Consider the following 656-nt stretch of genomic DNA (forward strand, 5'->3'; position numbering starts at 1 on the left):
TCCAAGGTTACAAAAATACCGAAGCTTGTCATGCCCGAAATCTTACCACTAAAGACTTCGCCGACTTTGTCGCGCATATAATAAGTTTTCAGCCAGTTTTCCACATCGCGGCTGGCATCATCGGCTCGGCGCTCGCAGAAAGAGGTATGTACGCCCAAAGCCTGCCAGGTTTTATTGGGTTGATAAGTTTGTCCGTTCAATACAGCTTTGATGGCACGATGCACCGTCAAATCCGGATAACGGCGGATAGGCGAAGTAAAGTGTGCATATGCACCATAAGCCAAACCAAAGTGACCGTCGCAATGCGGCTCATAAACCGCCTGTTGCATAGAACGCAACATCATCACTTGCAACAGCTCCGCATCCGGACGGTTTTTAAATTGTTCGGCAAGCGCAGCATAGTCTTTCGGCGTCGGATTATCGCCGCCGCCCAAACTCAGACCCAGCAAACCAAGCTGCTCGCGTAAAGTAGCCAGTTTTTCGGGAGTCGGGCCCAAGTGATTGCGGAACAAAGCCGTATGTTTGTTTTTCAGCAAGAACTCTGCCGCGCAAACATTCGCCGCCAGCATACATTCTTCAATCAGCTTGTGCGCATCGTTGCGTACAACGGGAACAATCTTGTCGATTTTACCGTTGTCGTCGAAAATCATCTGGGT

The 656-nt window shown here is 49.7% G+C and carries 1 protein-coding gene; it reads right to left on the reverse strand.

Going from position 1 to position 656, the window contains the following annotated elements:
• The coding region (locus tag ACTHUR_RS14935) for an RNB domain-containing ribonuclease (RefSeq protein WP_440399382.1) at positions 1-656 on the reverse strand (656 nt) is incomplete at both ends.

It is taken from the genome of Neisseria sp. P0021.S007 (assembly GCF_051956855.1).